The following is a 17,450-nucleotide window of genomic DNA, read 5'->3' as shown; positions in this document are numbered from 1 at the left end:
GCTCAGCTCTCCTCGGTGATCGGTTGGCGATGTCGTTCGCGCGCCGCCTCGGGGTCGGCCCAGCGGACCTCGCGGATCTGGAGTTCGCGGCCCGAGACGAGTTCGTCGGCCGCGGCTCCGCAGCCGGGACAGAGCAGTCGCGGCGGCATGCCGACCGCCCAGTCCTCGGCGCAACGTGCGCAGCGCGCGGTGCCCGGGACGGTACGGGTGATCAGCTCGGCGCCCTCGACGACCGTGCCGGCGCAGGCGAGTTCGAAGGAGAAGGCGAGGGCGTCGGCGACGACGCCGGCCAGCTCGCCCACGTCCAGCTCGATGCTGTGGACTCCGACGGCCCCGCGGGTCGAGGCCGCGGCCTCGACCTGGTCGACGACGGCGACCGCGAGGGACATCTCGTGCATCGGTCTCCGTCCTGGGCGGGCGAGTGGGTCTCGGGCGCCATTAGAGGACGGGCGGCGGCGGCCTCCCGCCCGGCGCGCCGGGACCGGACGGCGGTGTCGTCCGTTCGGTGCAGCCGCTCGCGCGCCGGGCCCGGGTCGTCACGGCCCGGACCCGTCGTCGGGGAGCGTCACATCCTGCTGATGCGCAGATAGCGCCGGACGTCGGGGAGGACCCCCACGAGGACGGCCACGACGGCCATGGCGGCGGTGGCGGCGACTGCGGCACCGAGGACGTTCCTGTGCATGGTGTTCTCCGTTCCGGTGTTCATACGACGGCTTCCTGGCGGACCAGTTCGGCCACCATCCGCACCGCCTCGGGCACGGCCGCGGCGACCGGCGGGCTGAGCCCGATGCCCTCGTCGAGGCAGGCCGGTTCGCAGCCGACGACGAGGATCCGTCGCGGCGGTGCGGCGCCCGTCCCGGCGCACAGGGTGTCGAGCAGGGCGAGGACGGCGTCGGGGGTCATCCGGTGGCCGTCGAGCGGCGCGGGCTCCTGGCCGGAGCTTCGCTCGTCGGCCTTCGAGGCGTCGATCAGGTACAGCGTCCCGGGCTCGCCGCCGCGGGCGGTGACGTCGACGAGGACGAGCGTGTCCCAGCCATCGAGGACCTGGTAGGCGAGGTGGACGCCGCGGACTCCGACGTCGGCCAGCTCGACGGAGGCGGGGAGTGCCTCGCGGGTGAGCCGCCGCAGGGTCTCGACGCCGAAGCCGTCGTCGCCGAGGAAGATGTTGCCCACCCCGGCCACGAGGGTGCGGGCCGTGCCGGGCGCCTGGGCTCCGGGCGCACGGCCGTTCACACGTCCTCCGGGGCTTCGACCTCGTCGGGCTGGAAGTAGAGGAAGCGGCCCTGTTCACGGCGGATGTCGGCGCCGGGGTCGTCCTCCACGGTCACCGCGATGTGGACTCCGCCGTCGACGTCGTGGAGGACCGCCTCGACCAGCGCGCCGCGCCCGTCGAGGAACAGGTCCTGGGCATCCGTGTGGCGCAGCCCGGGGCGCAGGACGACCCTGCTGCCCGCGCGGACCACGCGCCCGTCGACGAGGACGTGGTCGCTGCCGGGGTCGACACCGGTGTCGCCGCCCGGGTCCCACCAGGGCGTCTCCGGTTCGAGGAAGTTTCCGGCCGGCTTCGGGGGCCCTGTGACGCTCTGGAGGCTCCGTACCGCTCCGTGCAGTCGTTCGAGGACTTCGGGCGGCATCGTGTCCGCCAGTTCGATCACGGCCGCGGCACGGGCGTCGGTCCCTCTGGCCTCGCGCTTCTCCTCGTCGGTGAGGGCTGCGGTGCGCAGGGCGAGGATCTCGTCGATCTCGGTCGCGTCGTAGAGGGCTCCGGGGCTCTCGGGCGCGATCGCCGGATGGTCCTCCAGGATGATCGGCGAGGAGAGCATCAGGTCGTCACGTCCGGGTTCGCCGGCCAGTACGGGCCAGGTGTGCAGGTTGCGGCAGGCCGCGACGGCGCCCTTGGCCCATTCCGGCGGGTCGGTCATCGAAAGGAACGACCCTCCGTCGAGGCGGAGCAGTGTGTGCGTGGCGACGAGGGAGTACGGCAGTGCCGCGTGGCGGTCTCCTCCGCTCCGCGCGGTCCAGGTGCTGGTGTTCTCCACCGTGACCGACAGGCGCTCGACGCGGTACGGGCCGTCGAGTTCGGCTGCCGTGATCCGCAGCGTCCCGCTGATCTCCTCGCGCCGGCGTACCAGTCGGCCGAGGACGCGTCCGTCGGCGTCGGCGACCTCCTCCACCTCGTCGGCGGCGGGGCGGGTGAACGGCAGTGCGATGCCTTCGCCGCGCAGGTCACCGGTGGGGACGACGAGGGTGACCCGCTCCTCGACGCCCTCGTCCCAGGCCACCAGGACCCGGTCGGCCAGGTGGAGTTCGCCGGTCGCGGCGAAGGTCCCGTCCTCGCGGAGTTCCTCGACGGTACGCCGCTGGGCTCGCAGGAAGCGGACCTCCACGGCGAGTTCGGCGCCGGTCCTGGGCTCCATGAGGCACTCGGTGAGCTGGAAGTCGTGCTCTTCGGCGGCGGCGCTCCAGGACGGCGGCACCAGGACGCCGAACTGCCAGCGGAGCCGGTTCTTGGCGGCGGACGCGCGGTACGGGTAGAGCACGTACCCCTCGAAGAGGACGGCGTCGGCGACGTGCCGGGCGACGGCGAACCGCGCCTCGGTGCCGGGGGTGAAGGGGACGGTGGTGGTCATCGTGTCCTCTCCCCCGCCTCTGCGAGCAGGGTCTCCACGGTGGTCTGCCAGGAGGCGTGGGCCTCCCGCGACCGGTAGGCGAGCAGGGCGTCCATGGTGTCGGCCGGGAGCCGGATCCATCCGCAGCCCGGGAAGTGCTGGTCGATCATTTCCCGCCATACCTTCACGGGCATCCGGTGGGAGACCTCCCGGTCCCAGGGCACGGGTTCGACGTGGAAGCCGCCCGCGCCGGTGAAGGCGGTGCCGGAGAAGAGCAGGAGCAGCGGGATGTCGCCGTCGGAGAGCGCCCGGAAATAGCGGGACGCGGCGATGTCGGTGTCGTAGGTGCACGGCACCACGAGGTCGGTCTCGATCTCGCCGGTGAAGCCGGGCACCATCACGGAGGCCTGGGCGAACTGGACCGGGTTGAGGCTGCTGCCCCACCGGGAGCGTTCGCCGAAGAGGTCGCCCAGGGCCGCGGCCTCGTGGTCGTCGTATCCGCGCCGGGCGGGTTCGATGCGGATCTGGCAACGCAGGGCCATGGCGTGGACCCGGGTGCCGCCGGTGGCGGTGATCCGCAGCCGGAACACGAGTGTGGGTCCCGCCGCGTAGGCGTCGGCGCGGACGTCGGTGCAGCTGAAGGAGAACTCGGTCACGGCCTGCTCCCCTGCGGCTCGCGTGCCAGGCCGCGTACGTGGGCGAAGAGGGCGTCGAGGGCAGCCCGCGCCTCGGCGCCTCCGTCGAAGCCCTGCCAGTGCAGTCGCATGCGGCCCACCAGTTCGTAGCAGAGGTCGATGGGCACGAGGAAGCACTCGGTGCTGCCTTCGTGGCGGCGCAGCAGCAGAGCCTCCACGTCGGGTGCGAGGTGGGCGGCGAGCAGTGTGGCGTCGAGGACGGACTGCCAGGCCGGTTCGTCCAGTTCGCTCTCGGTGGCACCGGCGGGGCTCGGGTAGAGCGCCACCGGCCGGTCGAGGGCGGAGTTGCGGAAGAGGAACGCGACGGAGACCGGGATCCGCAGCGACTCCCAGGCCCGGTCGTCGATCCGGTGGTCCGGGTCGACGAGGAAGCGGCCCGGGACCGCCCGGAAGCGGCCGTGGGAGTCGCCGGAGCGGTCCATGAGCTGCGAGCACGGGCGGCAGGCGCAGACCAGGGCCCGCTTGTCGGTGTCGACGAGGTGCGGGTGCCGCTGCTCGGCCGCGAGGGGAATGCCGCACAGTTCGCAGCGCTCCTCACGGGGCGGGCGGGGAGTGGTGAACCGGCGCAGGCCGGTGGGCCCGGGGGCCCTGCCGACGCCGTTCGGCAACCCGTTCACCGGGCGGCCGATGTGTGGCCGTCCGCGCCCGCGAGCGACGGCCGGGTGCCGATCTGGAGCAGCGCCGGTTCGCGCGGTGCGCCGCTCTCCAGCTCCACGCCGGTCACCTCGGGGGCGAAGCAGGCGAGGGCGTCCACGGCCGCCTGCCGGACGGACTCCTGGGTGCCGGAGCAGCCGCAGCCGCCGGTCGAGGCGGCGGCGCGCAGCCGCAGCACGCCCGTCGCCGGGTCGAATCCGGCGTTCTCCACGGGCTGCGGCAGAGCGGACAGGGCGCGGTCGATGCGGGTCGGCACGTCCTCGGGGTGCAGTCCGTGCAGGTTGAGGAGGCTCGCGACGAGTTCGTCCGCGAGCAGCGGTCCGAGCGGGTCGGCGGGCGGCCGGCCGGCGGGAGTCCCGAGGAGCTCGACCACGCGGGCGATGCCACTTCCGTAGAACTCCATGAGGACGCGTACGACTTCCTCCGCGGCCGCGGAGGCGTCGGCGTCGCCGTTCTCGGCCAGCCGGTCCAGGACCTCCTCGACGCGTCGGCCCGCCTGTTCGGCGGTGGTCGCGCTCATCCGGCCAGACCGCTCAGGCCGGTGGGCACGTGCATCTTCTTCACGGTCCTGCCGTTGCCCGTGTACATGTGGACGCCGCACGGCAGACAGGGGTCGAAGCTGCGCACGGCACGCATGATGTCGATGCCCTTGAAGTTCTCGGGCGTGTTCTCTTCGAAGATCGGTGTGTTCTGCACCGCGTCCTCGTACGGGCCGGGGGTCCCGAACGTGTCCCGCGTGGAGGCGTTCCACGGAGTCGGCGGATAGGGGTGGTAGTTGGCGATCTTGCCGTCCCTGATGACCATGTGGTGCGAGAGGACGCCCCGGACGGCCTCGGTGAAGCCGACGCCGATGGACTCGTCCGGCACTTCGAACTTCTCCCACGTCTGCGTGCGTCCGGCGCGGACCTCCTCAAGGCCCTTCTCGGCACAGTGCAGGGCGACGGCGGCCGCGTACGCCTGGAAGTAGGTCCGGGCGCGGTTGCGCTCCAGGGCGTTGCTCCACTTCGGGATCTTCCACTCGAAGGTGGTCTCCGGCTTGGTCATCGTGCGGGGGAGGTTGATGACGACGCTGTGGCCGGTGGCCTTGATGTAGCCGATGTCGACGAGGCCGGAGAGCGCGGTGGACCACAGGCGTGCGAGGGGGCCGCCCCCGGTGTCCAGTGCGAGGTGGTCCTTGCCGTCGAACCAGCGCGGGGACATGACCCAGCTGTACTTGTCGTCGAAGTTCCGCTTCTGCGGGGCGGGGATCGTGTGCTGGTTCCACGGGTGGCGCGGGTCGACCGGGTTGCCGAGGGGATCGTGGGTGACGAATTGTTCCTGGCCCTGCCAGTCCTCGTAGTACGAGCTGCCGAGCAGGATACGGATGCCGAGGTTGATCTCGGTGAGGTCGTTGGTCACCAGTTTGCCGTCGACGACGACGCCGGGGGTGACGAACATCCGCCGGCCCCAGTCGGTCATGTTGGCGTAGGTGAAGTCGCAGTGCTCGGGGTCGTTGAGCGCGCCCCAGCAGCCGAGCAGCACACGGCGGCGGCCGACCTCCTCGTAGCCGGGCAGTGCCTCGTAGAAGAAGTCGAAGAGGTCGTCGTGGAGCGGGACGACGCGCTTCATGAACTCCACGTACCGCATGAGGCGGCTCATGTAGTCGGTGAACAGCTGCACGGACGCGACCGTGCCGACACCGCCGGGGTAGAGGGTGGAGGGGTGGACGTGGCGCCCCTCCATGAGACAGAACATCTCACGGGTGTAGCGGCTGACCTGGAGCGCCTCGCGGTAGAACTCGCCCTCGAGGGGGTTGAGCGAGCGCATGATGTCGGCGATCGTGCGGTAGCCGTGTTCGGCGGCGTGGGGGGCCTCGGTGCGCTCGGCGAGTTCCAGGACCCCGGGGTTGGTCTCGCGGACCATCTTCTCGCAGTAGTCGACCCCGACCAGGTTCTCCTGGAAGATGTTGTGGTCGAACATGTACTCTGCGGACTCGCCGAGGTTGATGATCCACTCGCCGAGGTGCGGGGGCTTCACTCCGTACGCCATGTTCTGCGCGTACACGGAACAGGTCGCGTGGTTGTCACCGCAGATGCCGCAGATACGGCTGGTGATGAAGTGCGCGTCGCGGGGGTCCTTGCCCCGCATGAAGACGCTGTAGCCGCGGAAGACGGAGGACGTGCTGTAGCACTCCGCGACGCGCTTCTGCTTGAAATCGATCTTCGTGTGGATGCCCAGGCTGCCCACGATCCGGGTGATGGGGTCCCACGCCATCTCCACCAGTCCGGAGCCGTCACCCGTCGTCTTCGCCGGAGATGCCATGGTCTTTGCGGTGCCCTTCGTCAGCTCTTCGACTTCGCGAACAGCGCTATGGATGGGAGGACTTGCGGTGCTGGAGCGGTCGCGCCGGGGTCACCAGGGCGGCCGGTAGCCGGTGGTGATGCGTTCGCCGGTGTGCCGCCACTTCGGCTCCTTGTCCACGGTCCTGGCCGTGATGGCCCGCAGCCGGCGGACTACGGAGCCGTACACACCGCTTGCGGTGCTGGAGACCTTGGCCCCGGGAGGTTCGTCCATGAACGGCATGAACTTGTCCGGGAATCCGGGCATCGTGCAGGCGATGCAGATGCCACCGACGTTCGGACAGCCTCCGATGCCGTTCATCCAGCCGCGCTTGGGGACGTTGCACTTGACGACCGGCCCCCAGCAGCCCAGCTTGACCAGGCACTTGGGCGAGTCGTAGGTCGAGGCGAACTGGCCCTGCTCGTAGTAGCCGGCCCGGTCACAGCCCTCGTGCACGGTCGCGCCGAACAACCAGGTCGGACGGAGCTTGTCGTCCAGCGGGATCATGGGCGCGGAACCGACCGCCTGGTAGAGCAGGTAGGTCAGTGTCTCCGCGAAGTTGTCCGGCTGGATGGGGCAGCCGGGCACGCACACGATCGGGATGCCGGCATGCGACTTCCAGTCCCAGCCCAGATAGTCCGGCAGACCCATCGCGCCGGTCGGGTTGCCCGCCATGGCGTGGATGCCGCCGTACGTGGCGCAGGTGCCGATCGCGACCACCGCGAGCGCCTTGGGAGCCAGCCGGTCGATCCACTCGCTCGTGGTGATGGGTTGACCGGTCTCCGGGTTGTCGCCGAAGCCGCTCCAGTAGCCCTCCTGCTTGATGGCCTCGTTCGGGATGGATCCCTCGACGACCAGCACGAACGGGTCGATCTCGCCCCGCTCCCCCTTGAAGAACCACTCGATGAACGTGTCGGCGCCGCCCACCGGGCCGCACTCGAAGTCGATCAGTGGCCAGTGGACCGCGATCCTGGGCAGCCCCGGCAGCCCCGCGAGAGCGATCTCCTCGATGCTGGGCTGCATGGCGGCGGTCAGGGCCACCGAGTCGCCGTCGCAGCTCAGTCCCGCGTTGATCCAGAGAATGTGGATGGGCTTCTCTTCGCTGCCGGGTGCGGCACCGTGGTCCTCGACCGGGGCCGGCTTTACTGCGCTCATGAGTCGCCTCCTGAGGAGGGATGGGGCGAAGGCCTCGTTTCGGGCCTAGGTCTTGCTTAACAGTCGGCCGATCCGGCCGCGTCCGCACCTGGGCCGTCCGGGGACGGGGCCGGTGGCGCCTCTTTCCGTACGAAAGCCCGGCGCAGTGCGTGGTAGCTCGCGGCGGGATCGTCGAAGATCTCCCGCATGCGGGAGAGCTCGTGCTCACGGTGGGCGGCAAGGGGAGCGAGGGACTCCCTGCGCGCGTGCTCCGCCTTCTTCGCCGCGACGCGCGACGCGACGCCGCGACGACTTGCCAGGTGGAGAGCCAACCGGGTGATCTCGGCGGCGAACTCCCCGGGCCCGCAGTCGACGACCCGGTCGACCAGACCCATGTCGAGCGAGGCCACCGCGGACACCGGGCGGGCCTCTTCGATGAGCCGGGCGGCGAGGGCCTCGCCCACCTTCCCGGGCAGGGTGCGGGTCCAGTACTCCGACCCGTACAGCCCCATGCGGCGGTAGTGCGGATTGAGCACCGATCCCGACCGGCACCAGACCTCGTCCGCGGCGAGGGCCAGCATCACCCCACCGGCGGCGGCATTGCCGCCGATCGCGCTGACGACGAGGCGGTCGGTCGTGGTGAGCACCGCCTCGACCAGGTCGTCCATGGCGTTGATGTTGGCCCAGGACTCCGCTGCCGGGTCGGCGGAGGCCTCGATGACGTTCAGATGGATGCCGTTGGAGAAGAAGTCGCGCTGCCCGCCGAGGACGAGCACGGAGGTGGGACGCGTGAGGGAGGCCTTGTAGGCGTCCAGCAGGCGGCGGCACTGATCGGTGCTCATCGCACCGCCGGGGAACGCGAAGGACAGGATGCCGACCGGTCCCTGCTCGCGGTAGCGGATGTCGGACCAGGTCCGCCCGCCCTGCGCGTCCTGTGCGTCCTGGGCGGGCACAGCCAGCTCGGGGAGTTCCGGCAGTCGTCCCGCGAGGGCCAGCGTCGCGGGAAGTTTGCAGGCCCGCGGCCTGCCGGGGCCGGTGCGGGCGCGAAGCTCGGGGATCCACACCGCGCCGTCCACTGTGGCGCGGCAGACCCCACCCGCCCGGGTGGCGAGCAGCTCGCCGGGCCGGCCCCGCAGACCGTCCTCCGCGTGACCGCCGTGCAGGAACCACTCGGCGCCGAGCAGCCGGTCCAGTACGCCGGGCTGGGAGTCGGCGGCCCGCAGGGTGCGCAGAACGCTCTCGGTGCTGTCCTCGCCCCAGGAGATCCGGCGCTCCTCCTGGCGGAGCACGGGACGCGCGCGGATCTCGCCGGTCTGCGGGCGCGGTGTCGCCCCCGCGGCCACCCGCTCGACGGCCAGCAGCACGGCGGCCACGGCAGCGTCGGACAGCTCGTTGCGGTACAGGTCGCTCTTGCCCGCCACCGGGACGCGGAAGGTGGCTGACGCCCAGACGTCGCCCGCGTCCATCTCCTCGTCGGCCTGGAGGACGGTGACGCCCCATTCGTCGACACCGTCCTTGATGGCGTGGTCCAGGGAGGACGGCCCCCGGTCGCCCACGGGTCCCGGGTGCACGATGAGGCAGCGGTGCGCCGTCCACACGTCCCGGGGCACGACGGCCTTCAGCAGGGGGGCGACGACCAGATCGGGCGCGTGGCGCGCCACGGCCTCGCGCACAGCGGGCCCGTCGGGGGTGACCTCGACGGGAACGGTGTGGCCGCGGTCGCGCAGCTCGACCAGGACACGCTGGGTGAGGCTGTTGAAGCTGCTGGCGACGAGCAGGATGCGCATGAACAGCCCTTCTGGGTTGCGGCAGACGATGCGGCCCAGGAAACCGCGGTCCACTGACCACCTTGAGATGTTCGGGCACCACAGGCCGGGCGGAAGCGAGACGGCGCCCGCACCTCACCCGTTCGAGGTGCGCCTCGGACCGATTGGCGGGGAGGATGACGCACCGCGGAACCGGGTGGGGCCGACGAAACCGAGGCGAGGACCGCAGCGCACAAGGCTGGTCATGCATGAGCCCGCCGCACCGGCGGGCGGCCGTCAGCGCTGCCCTTGTTCGCCGGCAGGGACGGGCTGCCCTTCCCTGCCGGCGGTCAGGGACTCACACGGATGACTGCCGGCCGGGCAGCGCGTGCGCGAGGAGGTACTCGGTCGCTCCCGCGATGGCCTCGGCATACGTACGGTGGACGGGCTCGGACTCCGTTTCCTGATGATCCGCGGCAGTGGCCGCGTACCACCAGGCATCGGTCTCGGCATCGTGGTGCACCACAGCGGTACCACCCGCGTAGTGCAGCGGAATGGACTCGCCTGCGGCCTTCCTGACGACGGCGTGGGGCCACTTGAGGCGAGCGGACTGACGCTTGATTCCGCCCCAGGCGGCACCGAGCTGAGCGTAGTTGGCTCCGCCGCGGCCGGCGACGGTCGCGGCGCTCTCCGCCAGCCGTTCGACGGACTGTTTGGCCTCGTACAGTGCGCGCAGAAGCGCCAGTTGCACATCGGGTGCCGCCATGAGGACGGGGTCGAGGGGCTTGTCGGCGGCACGGTAGGCCGCCGCGCGGGTCGAGATCCGCTCGGCCAGGGCGCGGGCGGCTTCATAGACACTCTCGTCCATGGCGAATGCGTCGTCCTGGACGGGTTCGCTCCAGGCGGGCTCCACCAGGACCGTGGCGGCGGTCCAGAAGTTCTCGTCGTTCCTGTCAGGAGTCGGAAACACACTCACTTCACTCATGCGACAAGCCTAACTGTCGAGAGACGATTGCGACAGGAATACCTGTCGCCAAGATCGTGGGCTCAAGCGCCTCGCCGCCGTCCGAGAGCACCCACTCGTTGATCCGGTGCGGTGACGGGGCTGAGCGAGTTGGGCGTGTCGGACAGGACCGGCAGGCCCCCTCCAAAGGATGGTGACGGCCGCGGCATCGGCCCTGGACCACACCACGACCGCCACAGCGAAATGGACATGGGATGACCAGAAGACACAGGCGGCACCGGGGTGTCGGCGCTGCGGGAGTCGCGGTAGCCCTCATCTGGGGATGTGCCACCACCGGGAATGCCCTGCCAGCCGACGCGGACGCGGCACCCGGCGGCTTCGAGCGGGCGGCCGAGCAAGCGGCGGCGGAATTCGGTGTGCCGAAGGAAGTGCTTCTCGGCGTCAGCCACGAGTCCTCGTGGTGGGAGTCCCATGACGGCCGCCCGAGCACCAAGGGTGGCTACGGTCCCATGCACCTGACGGACACGACGTCCGGGAGAAGGTACGACCATCGCCCGGGCGAGGGGCCGGTGGACGCAACGGGCACCGACGACCCGTCCGAGCACACATTGCAGGCCGCCGCCGCGCTGACCGGCGTCGCGCCCCCGGCCCTCAAGCGAGACGAACTGCAGAACCTTCGAGGCGGCGCCGCACTGCTCGCCTCGTACCAACGGCAGATCACCCGCTCGATGCCGTCCGACCCGGGCAGCTGGTACGGCGCCGTGGCGCACTACAGCCAGGCCGCCGACACCGGCGCGGCCGGACGGTTCGCCGATGGGGTGTTCGCGGTGATCCGCACCGGCAAGCAGAGGGTGCGTAAGGACGGCCAGAGGGTTTCCCTGGCGAAGACTCCGTCCGTCCGTCCGGCAAGGTCACAGCTCGCGTCCCTGGGGCTGCGGACGACGGCCGCGGCGGCAGTGCCGGAGTGCCCCGGCGAGCTCAGTTGCCGGTTCGTTCCCGCCGCCGCCTCGAACTACCAGGTGTCCACACGGACCGCGAACGGCATGGGCGTCGACTTCATCGTCATCCATGACCTCGAAGGGTCCTACGACGGGGGAGTCAGCTGGTTCCAGGACCCCGCGAGCGGGGCTTCCGCGCATTACGTGATGAAGGCCGACGGCAGCGCGGCGACGCAGATGGTCGCCACCAAGGACATCGCCTTCCACGCCGGAAACTACTGGACCAACCTGCACGGCGTCGGTATCGAACTGGAGGGGTACGCCGCCCAGGGGCCCACCTGGTTCACTCCGGCCCAGTACAGGGCGACTGCCGCTCTGGTGGCGTACCTGGCACGGCGCTTCGACGTCCCGCTGGACCGCAGGCACATCATCGGGCACGACAACGTCCTGCCGCCGAGGCCGGCCCGCGCACCGGACGCGCACTGGGACCCCGGCCCCTACTGGGACTGGGAGAAGTTCATGGCTCTCCTCGACACCGACCACCGCCAGGAGCGCGAGGCCGGGGGAGGAAAGACGGGCGGGAACATCGGCATCGGACAGGCGGTCACGATCGCCCCGGCCTACGGCCGGAACGCGCAGACGGTCACGGTGTGCGCTTCGACGTGCAGGTCCCAGACGCAGCCTTCGAACTTCCTCTACGTGCGCACGGAGCCCCGTGCCGACGCTCCGCTCGTCTCCGACCTCGCCCTTCGCCCCGACGGGTCGGCGGGAAGCCAGCGCATCGACGACTGGGGCTCCACCGCGATGTGGGGGCAGGAATTCGTCGTCGCCGACCTGCGAGGGGACTGGACGGCCATCTGGTTCGGTGGACGGAAGGGATGGATCCACAACCCGGCGGGCGTGAACACCCGCCCCGCCCCGAACGCGCGGATCGTCCGTCCCGCGAGTGGGACGAAGTCGGTCTCCGTCTACACCACGGCCTACCCCCGCGCCGCCGAGTACCCCCAGGGGGTGACCGCCTCGGCCCAGACACGGTTCGCCATGTACGCGTTCCCGCAGGGGCAGGCGTACGTGGCCGCTCCCACATCCGTGGTCGCCGACGACTTCTTCCCTGCCACACCCACCCGCCGGGAGATTGTGGTCACCGGTGACCAGAAGTACGACGTGATCCAGTACAACCGGCGCCTGGCCACCGTGAACACCGCCGAGACGGACTGACGGCCCCGGAGCCGGCGCGTGCCTCGGAGTGAACCAGGGCAGAGCCGCAAGGCGGCGGCGACGGTTCCATGGCCGCCCCACGCGTGCGCGTACATCTCCGACGCGCACGCGTGGGGCAGCTCGTCGACCCGGGGAGCGTGTCAGCTCCCCTCGGTCTCGAAGGTGCGCAGCAGATCGGCGGCGACGCTCACGGCGATCGTCGCGGGTTCCTTGCCGGTGATGTCTCCCAGCCCGATCGGGGTCTTGATCCGGTCGATGGTGGACTCGGCGTGACCGCCCTCGGTGACGAGGCGTCTGCGGAAGCGTCCCCACTTGGCCGCCGACCCGATCAGCCCGATCGAGCCGAGATGGCTGGTGCGCAGGGCGGCGTCGCACAGAGCCGCGTCCTCGGCGTGATCATGAGTCATGATCAGGACGTGGGTGCCGTGCGGCAGCTCCTCCAGCACTTCCTCGGGCAGCAGCGGTGTGTGGTGCACATGGATCCGGGCCACCGCGTCCGCCAGCACGTCGAGCCGCTTCCCGGCGAGGAGGTCGGAGCGGGTGTCGATCAGATGGAGGTCGAGGTCCTGGCGCGCGAGGATGCGTGCCAGTTCCATTCCGACGTGCCCGACACCGAAGATGGCCACCGCTCGTACCACCGGGAGTGGTTCGAGCAGCACCGACACCGTGCCGCCGCAGCACTGCACGCCGTGCTGGTTGGTCACCTTGTCGTTCAGGGCGAAGTCGAGCAGTTCCGGCTCGGGTTCGGCCGAGGCGATCATCTCCCGTGCCCGGTCGATCGCGACCGCCTCGACATTGCCGCCACCGATCGAGCCCCATGTCTCGGTCCGCCCCACCACGAGCTTCGCCCCGGCGTCGCGGGGTGCGTGGCCGCGCACGGTCGCGACGGTCACCAGCACGCCGGGCTCCCGGCGTGCTCGCAGCCGGGTGACCGCGGCGACCCACGTCATGTCAGGCACCACTCAGCGCTTCCGCCTCGGTGCGGGTCGTGCCGTCGGCGGCAGACCCGTTGCCGGTGTGGCCGTGCGGGGCCTCGTCGTTCCGGGAGGCGTCACCGCGGCGGGCCGCCTGAATCGCCCAGTACACCGCCTCAGGCGTCGCGGGCGACGCCAACTCGACGCTGACCCCGCTCGGGCCGAACGCGGCGGCGGCCTGCCGCAGCGCCTCTCGCACCGAGAACGCCAGCATGAGCGGAGGCTCCCCCACCGCCTTGGACCCGTACACGGCGCCCTCTTCGGTGGCGTTCTGCAGCAGCCTGACGTGGAACTCCTCGGGCATCTCCGAGAAGCTGGGCAGCTTGTACGTGCTCGCGGCCTGGGTCAGCAGCCGGCCGCGGTTCGGCCCGTCGCCGGCGTCCCAGCGCATGTCCTCGAGCGTCAGCCAGCCCGCGCCCTGCACGAAGCCGCCCTCGACCTGACCGATGTCGATCATCGGGGACAGGCTGTCGCCGACATCGTGCACGATGTCCACCCGACGGATGCGGTACGCGCCGGTGAAACCGTCCACCTCGACCTCGGCCGCGGCGGCGCCGTGGGAGAAGTACTTGAACGGTGTGCCCTGGAACGCCTTCGCGTCCCAGTGCAGGCCCTCGGTGCGGTAGAAACCGGCCGCCGACAACTGCACCCGCTGGAAGTACGCGGTGCGCACGAGGTCGTCCCAGGCCAGCTCCCGGTCGCTGCCCAGGGCGCGGGCGACGCCCTCGACGATGCGTACGTCCGAGGCGCTCGAACCCAGTTGGGTGGCGGCCACCTGCAGCAGCCGCTCGCGCAGCTGCTCGCAGGCGTTCTTCACCGCCGCGCCGTTGAGGTCCGTGCCCGCGCTCGCGGCCGTGGCCGAGGTGTTGGGCACCTTGTCGGTACGCGTCGGGGCCAGCCGCACCTTGGGAAGCGGGATGCCCAGCGTGGTCGCCGCCACCTGCAGCATCTTGGTGTGGAGACCCTGCCCCATCTCGGTGCCGCCGTGGTTGATCAGGACCGAGCCGTCCTTGTAGATCAGCACCAGCGCGCCGCCCTGGTTGAAGGCGGTGAGGTTGAAGGAGATCCCGAACTTGATGCCGGTCATCGCGAGCGCCCGCTTGGTGTACGGGTGCGCGGCGTTGAAGGCGGTGATCTCACGCTTGCGGTCGGCGATTCCCGCGTCGTCCTGGACCTGCCGCCAGACGGCGGAGATCCGTTCGGGCTGGACGACCTGCTGACCGTACGGGGTCGACTGCCCCGGCCGGTAGAAGTTGCGCTCCCGCAGCTCCATCGGATCCAGGCCGAGCAGCGGTGCGCACCGGCCCATGATGTCCTCGATCACGAGCATGCCCTGCGGTCCCCCGAAGCCGCGGAAGGCCGTGTTGGAGACCTTGTTGGTCCTGGCGATGCGGCCGGCGACGCGCGCGTTCGGAATCCAGTAGGTGTTGTCGATGTGGCACAGCGCCCGGGCGACCACCGGCTCGGACAGGTCAAGACTCCAGCCGCCGTCCGCGGTCAGGGTGGCGTCCAGGGCCCGGATGCGGCCGTCCGCGTCGAAGCCGATCTTCCACTGGGCGTGGAACCCGTGCCGCTTGCCGGACATGGTCAGGTCCTGAGTCCGGTTGAGCCGCACCCGGACCGGCCGGCCGGTCAGCTTGGCGCCGAGCGCGGCGACGGCCGCGAAGCCGTGCGGCTGCATCTCCTTGCCACCGAAGCCGCCGCCCATCCGGAGACACTGCACCGTCACCTCGTGGCTGTGCAGCCCGAGCACGTGGGCGACGATCTCCTGGGTCTCGGAAGGGTGCTGGGTACTGCTCTGGACGAACACCTGCTCGGCCTCGTCGATGTGGGCCAGCGCCGCGTGCGTCTCCAGGTAGAAGTGCTCCTGATCGGAGAACTGGAGTTCTCCCGTGAACACGTGCGCGGAGTCGGCGAAGCCCGCGTCGACGTCGCCGGACAGCATCACGGGACGTGCGCCGTGAAAACTGCCGGCCTCGATGGCCTCCCGCAGCGTGACCAGAGAGGGCAGTTCGTCCAGTTCCACCTCGACGGCCGCCGCACCGAGCCGGGCCGCCTCCAGGGTCTCGGCGAGCACCCAGGCGACCGCATGGCCGTGGAACATGACCGTGTCGGGGAACAGCGGCTCGTCGTGCTTCATGCCGGCGTCGTTGACACCGGGCACGTCGGCAGCGGTCAGGACGCGGACCACGCCGGGCACGGCGAGCGCGGACTCGGTGCGCAGCGCGGTGATCCTGCCGTGGGCCTTCATGACCTGGACCGGATAGGCGTGCAGGACGTCCTTGGTGCGGTGGACCAGGTCGTCGGTGTAGAGCGCGGCGCCGGTGACGTGCAGCGCGGCGCTCTCGTGCGGCATCGGGACGCCGACGACCGGCTTCTCCGGTCGCTGGGACAGTTGACTCATGACGACACCGCCTCGGTGGTCTGCGCGTACGTCTTCAGCAGGCTCTGGCCGAGCATCGCGGAGCGGTAGCCGGCGCTGGCACGGTGATCGTCCATGGGGGTGCCCTCGACCCGCAGCACCTCGGCCGCGGCCTCGACGGTCTCCGCCACCCACGGCCTGCCCTCCAGGGCCGACTCGGTCGCGAGGGCGCGGATCGGGGTGGCGGCCACGCCTCCCAGGCCGATGCGTGCCTTGCGTACGATCCCGTCCTCGATGTCGAGCGCGAAGGCGGCCGCGACGCTGGAGATGTCGTCGAAGCGCCGCTTGGCGATCTTGTGGAAGGCGGTGACCGGCGACAGCGGCAGCGGGACCCGTACCGCTCGGATCAGCTCGCCGGGACGGCGCACGCTCTGCCGGTAGCCGGTGAAGTACTCCGCGAGGGGGACCTCGCGCTCACCGTCGGCGTCGGTGAGCACCAGCGACGCCTCCAGCGCGAGCAGTACCGGCGGGCTGTCACCGATCGGGGAGCCGGTCCCCAGGTTGCCGCCCAGGGTCGCGCCGTTGCGGATGAGCCGGGACGCGAACTGCGGGAACAGATCGGCGAGGAGCGGGACACCTCCGTCGAGGCGACGCTCGATCTCGGTGAGCGTCAGCGCCGCCCCGATCTCGACGTACTCGGGCTCGACCCGCAGCTCGCGCAGTTCGGGCAGACGGTCGACTGCCACCACGCAACCGGCACGGCGCGAACGGATGTTGACCTCCACGCCCCAGTCCGTGGATCCGGCGACCACCACCGCTTCGGGGTGCTCGCGCAGCAACCGCAGCGTCTCGGCGAGGGTGTTCCTGCGCAGGAACGCGTTGTCGTCCTGTACGTAGTCGGTGGCTACCGGCGTGGGCGGGGACTGCTCGCGGCGCTGGGCGAGAGGGTCCTCGGCGACGGGCGTACCGACGGCGAAAGCGGCATCGCGGATGGGACGGTAGCCGGTGCAGCGGCACAGGTTTCCGCTCAGCGCGTGAAGGTCGAAGCCGTTCGGACCGTGCTCGTGGTCGGTGCTGTCGCTGTCACCGTGACTGGGGCTGTGGCTGGGGCTGTGGCTGGGGCTGTGACTGAGGCTGGGGCTTTGGGCGGTGTCGAAGACGTCGGTGCGGTTGGCACCGTCCGTCACGCCCTGGGCCGGCTCCGCGCTCGCCCGGCGGTCGGGACGGTAGTACTCGGCGGCCATGCTGCAGACGAACCCCGGCGTGCAGTAGCCGCATTGGGAGCCGCCGCGGACCGCCATCTCCTCCTGCACCGGGTGCAGGGTGGGTGCCGTGCCGGGCCGGCCCGCCGTGGCGAGGCCCTCCGAAGTGATGAGCTCCTGACCGTCGAGCGACGCGGCCGGGACCAGGCAGGCGTTGACGGCGACCCAGTCGGTGGGCTTGTGAACCCCGGGCCGGGCCACCAGCACGGAACAGGCGCCGCATTCGCCCTCGGCACAGCCTTCCTTGGTGCCGGTGAGGCCCCGTTCCCGCAGGAAGTCCAGCACCGTGGTGTGGGGCGGGGCGGGAGCGAGGGATGTCTCTTTCCCGTTGACGGTGATCCGCGCGGCTACCATGATGGGCCTTCGATTCGGTGCGAGATCGGTCGATTCATCATGTTCGCCAAGGTTCGGGCAACTTTCTGTGCTCAGGGGGCGCCACGGGACGGGAGCGGGCGCGCAGCGGCGGCACGCGACAGCGATGTGCCGGGGCCGGGGCGGGGTGGGGTGGGAACAAGCGGAAGGTGCCGCGGAGGGCACAGCAGAACGGCGTGCGGCGCGTACTAGCAGCCGTGCGCG

At 70.8% G+C, this 17,450-nt stretch carries 15 protein-coding genes; 1 reads left to right on the top strand and 14 read right to left on the bottom strand.

All coding sequences use genetic code 11. The annotated features are described in order from the left end of the window. Window positions 1-2: 2 nt before the first annotated feature. From ACH4MY_RS08885 to ACH4MY_RS08835, 11 genes are all read right to left on the bottom strand, one after another. The gene (locus ACH4MY_RS08885) at window positions 3-398 is read right to left on the bottom strand and encodes a hydrogenase maturation nickel metallochaperone HypA (protein ID WP_397999608.1); all 396 of its coding nucleotides are present in this window, start codon (window positions 396-398) and stop codon (window positions 3-5) included. A 167-nt stretch (window positions 399-565) separates the two neighbouring features. Next, window positions 566-706 (bottom strand): DUF6893 family small protein, encoded by a 141-nt coding sequence (locus tag ACH4MY_RS08880; protein ID WP_397999606.1) that lies wholly within the window; start codon window positions 704-706, stop codon window positions 566-568. Further along, complete coding sequence (locus ACH4MY_RS08875) at window positions 703-1,233, bottom strand: hydrogenase maturation protease (RefSeq protein ID WP_397999603.1); 531 nt, start codon at window positions 1,231-1,233, stop codon at window positions 703-705. The genes ACH4MY_RS08880 and ACH4MY_RS08875 overlap by 4 nt, the downstream gene beginning before the upstream one ends. Beyond that, window positions 1,230-2,630, bottom strand: a complete 1,401-nt coding sequence (locus ACH4MY_RS08870; RefSeq protein ID WP_397999601.1) for a hypothetical protein — start codon at window positions 2,628-2,630, stop codon at window positions 1,230-1,232. Before ACH4MY_RS08870 ends, ACH4MY_RS08875 begins: the two co-directional genes overlap by 4 nt. Further along, window positions 2,627-3,265, bottom strand: a complete 639-nt coding sequence (locus tag ACH4MY_RS08865) for a DUF6084 family protein (RefSeq protein WP_397999598.1) — start codon at window positions 3,263-3,265, stop codon at window positions 2,627-2,629. The genes ACH4MY_RS08870 and ACH4MY_RS08865 overlap by 4 nt, the downstream gene beginning before the upstream one ends. Further along, window positions 3,262-3,921 (bottom strand): DUF5947 family protein, encoded by a 660-nt coding sequence (locus ACH4MY_RS08860; RefSeq protein WP_397999596.1) that lies wholly within the window; start codon window positions 3,919-3,921, stop codon window positions 3,262-3,264. The genes ACH4MY_RS08865 and ACH4MY_RS08860 overlap by 4 nt, the downstream gene beginning before the upstream one ends. Continuing rightward, window positions 3,918-4,478 (bottom strand): hypothetical protein, encoded by a 561-nt coding sequence (locus tag ACH4MY_RS08855; protein ID WP_397999594.1) that lies wholly within the window; start codon window positions 4,476-4,478, stop codon window positions 3,918-3,920. The genes ACH4MY_RS08860 and ACH4MY_RS08855 overlap by 4 nt, the downstream gene beginning before the upstream one ends. After that, entirely contained in the window at window positions 4,475-6,259 is a 1,785-nt protein-coding gene (locus ACH4MY_RS08850; protein ID WP_397999591.1) for a nickel-dependent hydrogenase large subunit, read from the bottom strand. Before ACH4MY_RS08850 ends, ACH4MY_RS08855 begins: the two co-directional genes overlap by 4 nt. 90 nt (window positions 6,260-6,349) lie before the next feature. Next, entirely contained in the window at window positions 6,350-7,432 is a 1,083-nt protein-coding gene (locus ACH4MY_RS08845) for a hydrogenase expression protein HypE (RefSeq protein ID WP_397999588.1), read from the bottom strand. 56 nt (window positions 7,433-7,488) lie between these two features. Next, window positions 7,489-9,198: an enoyl-CoA hydratase-related protein gene (locus ACH4MY_RS08840; RefSeq protein ID WP_398000540.1), complete on the bottom strand. Its 1,710-nt coding sequence runs from the start codon at window positions 9,196-9,198 to the stop codon at window positions 7,489-7,491. 316 nt (window positions 9,199-9,514) lie between these two features. Further along, the gene (locus ACH4MY_RS08835) at window positions 9,515-10,141 is read right to left on the bottom strand and encodes a hypothetical protein (protein WP_397999586.1); all 627 of its coding nucleotides are present in this window, start codon (window positions 10,139-10,141) and stop codon (window positions 9,515-9,517) included. A 395-nt stretch (window positions 10,142-10,536) separates the two neighbouring features. Here ACH4MY_RS08835 and ACH4MY_RS08830 point away from each other — a divergent pair, with 395 nt between their 5' ends. Beyond that, window positions 10,537-12,276, top strand: a complete 1,740-nt coding sequence (locus ACH4MY_RS08830) for an N-acetylmuramoyl-L-alanine amidase (RefSeq protein ID WP_397999583.1) — start codon at window positions 10,537-10,539, stop codon at window positions 12,274-12,276. A 140-nt stretch (window positions 12,277-12,416) separates the two neighbouring features. Here the strand turns inward: ACH4MY_RS08830 and xdhC are convergent, their stop codons facing one another. Genes xdhC through ACH4MY_RS08815 form a run of 3 tightly spaced genes read right to left on the bottom strand, consistent with a single transcriptional unit; the run spans window position 12,417 to window position 17,228 of the window. Beyond that, a complete protein-coding gene (gene xdhC / locus ACH4MY_RS08825; RefSeq protein ID WP_397999580.1) occupies window positions 12,417-13,226 on the bottom strand; it encodes a xanthine dehydrogenase accessory protein XdhC in 810 nt (269 codons plus the stop codon). 1 nt (window position 13,227) lies between these two features. Continuing rightward, on the bottom strand, window positions 13,228-15,654 hold the full coding sequence (xdhB, locus tag ACH4MY_RS08820; RefSeq protein ID WP_397999577.1) for a xanthine dehydrogenase molybdopterin binding subunit: 2,427 nt from the start codon (window positions 15,652-15,654) through the stop codon (window positions 13,228-13,230). After that, entirely contained in the window at window positions 15,651-17,228 is a 1,578-nt protein-coding gene (locus ACH4MY_RS08815; protein ID WP_397999575.1) for a xanthine dehydrogenase small subunit, read from the bottom strand. The genes xdhB and ACH4MY_RS08815 overlap by 4 nt, the downstream gene beginning before the upstream one ends. Window positions 17,229-17,450 lie beyond the last annotated feature (222 nt).

It is taken from the genome of Streptomyces sp. NPDC017246 (assembly GCF_044331325.1).
In the GTDB taxonomy this organism is placed as follows: Bacteria; Actinomycetota; Actinomycetes; order Streptomycetales; family Streptomycetaceae; genus Streptomyces.
Note: the sequence above shows the minus strand (reverse complement) of the source record. Positions and strands in the feature narration are given on the sequence as shown.